The 897-nt window shown below is 42.3% G+C and carries 1 protein-coding gene; it reads right to left on the bottom strand.

Annotation, left to right across the window (positions count from 1 at the left end; all coding sequences use genetic code 11):
- Window positions 1–897: IS30 family transposase (locus B371_RS23225; protein ID WP_019412363.1), on the bottom strand; the 897-nt coding region annotated here is incomplete at both ends.

Genomic DNA, 897 nt, shown 5'->3' on the forward strand with positions numbered 1-897 from the left:
TTATGGCGTTCATTCGTCCCACGTTCACTAGAAGTGTAGGGGTGAGTGAAGTAGACTTCCGTTTTTTCCTTATCAAACGTGAAACCCAATTCCGCAAATTCGGAACCGTTGTCTGCTGTGATGGTTTTGAAGATGTTTTGGAATTGTGAACCGTAGCTGTTTCGTATCTCTTTGATTGCCGTACTTACAGCGTCACTTGTTTTCCCCTCGATCTTCACAATGATTTCCTTACGTGTTTTACGCTCAGTGATTGTCAACAGCACGTTATCTTGGCTTTTTTTCCCGATGACAGTATCGATTTCCCAGTGGCCAAACTCTTCACGCAGAGCCACTTCGTCCGGCCGTTCCTCGATACTACGGCCAAGCACACGTTTATTTTTACGACAACGTTTCTTCTTTGTGTTTAGACGAACTTTCATGGGCAAATCAATGTTTTTCACACCAATAAAACCGAGCTCAATATAGTTATACAGTGTCTTTGTACAAACGATGGCACCATTAAATAGACTGTGTCGTTCAACAAAGCCACAGACGGCATCAGGAGACCACTTATCTTCCAAGATTTTAGTTTCTGCAAACTGAATGAACTCAATAGCATTATCTAGTTTAATCTTGGCACCGCAGGATTTCCTGTTCTCTTCATAAATTCGTTGAGCTGTATCAGGAAAATAGGTTTCAAACATCGTTCTTCCAGATTTCATTTGTGTCACGGTGCCGCGTTTTAATTCACGGTAAATCGTGCTTTTATCGCACCCGACTGTATGAGCAATTGCCTGCATTGACTTTCCTTCATCATGTAACGCAGCTATCTTTCCACGGTCAAAAGCTGTGAGATGCTTAAACGTTCGTATAGTTGTGGTAGAATCGAGTTGTGCCATAGATAAACCTCCCGTATTG

Origin of the sequence: Paenisporosarcina sp. TG20, assembly GCF_000286315.1 — a bacterium.
In the GTDB taxonomy this organism is placed as follows: Bacteria; Bacillota; Bacilli; order Bacillales_A; family Planococcaceae; genus Paenisporosarcina.